General features: G+C 54.6%; 1 protein-coding gene. It reads right to left on the bottom strand.

All coding sequences use genetic code 11. The features are described 5' to 3' along the window. Positions 1-283, bottom strand: a 283-nt coding sequence (locus FLO80_RS22200; RefSeq protein ID WP_188078412.1) for a hypothetical protein, incomplete at its 3' end; no start/stop codon positions are given. Positions 284-432 lie beyond the last annotated feature (149 nt).

Here is a 432-nt window from a genome sequence, read left to right as displayed (position 1 = left end):
CCATGGTCCACACGGGTCGAATGAGCTGTTGGTTATCGTCGAAGACGGTCAGCCCATCCACTTCGAAATTGCCCTTTGGTTCAATCACTTCCATGGAGTCAGAAGAGTCCTGCCAGACTCCGCATCGATTTATGTTTCCCGTGGCCACGCCGAAGTTCACATTTCTTATCGTGACATCCCTGATGAGTACCGGCGCGTTTCTGGCACTCCAGTTGCGGAAACGCATAGCGCTGCCAAAAGGCTCGTCGACAACGATGCCAACCAGTTGGATCAGACCCGACATAGTGTTTTTCGGAGAGACGCCCCCTCCATATATGAAACCCACTCCGCCATTCTTCGCCCCGTATTGAGTAGCCGAACCGTCTCGTCGGGACTGGAATCCGGAGACCCTGACGGAGACAGGGGAGTCCGTATTCGGGATGGTGAACTGGA

The sequence above is a fragment of the Aquicoccus porphyridii genome, assembly GCF_008369105.1.
GTDB classification, from domain to species: domain Bacteria; phylum Pseudomonadota; class Alphaproteobacteria; order Rhodobacterales; family Rhodobacteraceae; genus Aquicoccus; species Aquicoccus porphyridii.
The sequence above is the reverse complement of the archived record's forward strand: the minus strand, read 5'-3'. Positions and strand labels throughout refer to the sequence as shown.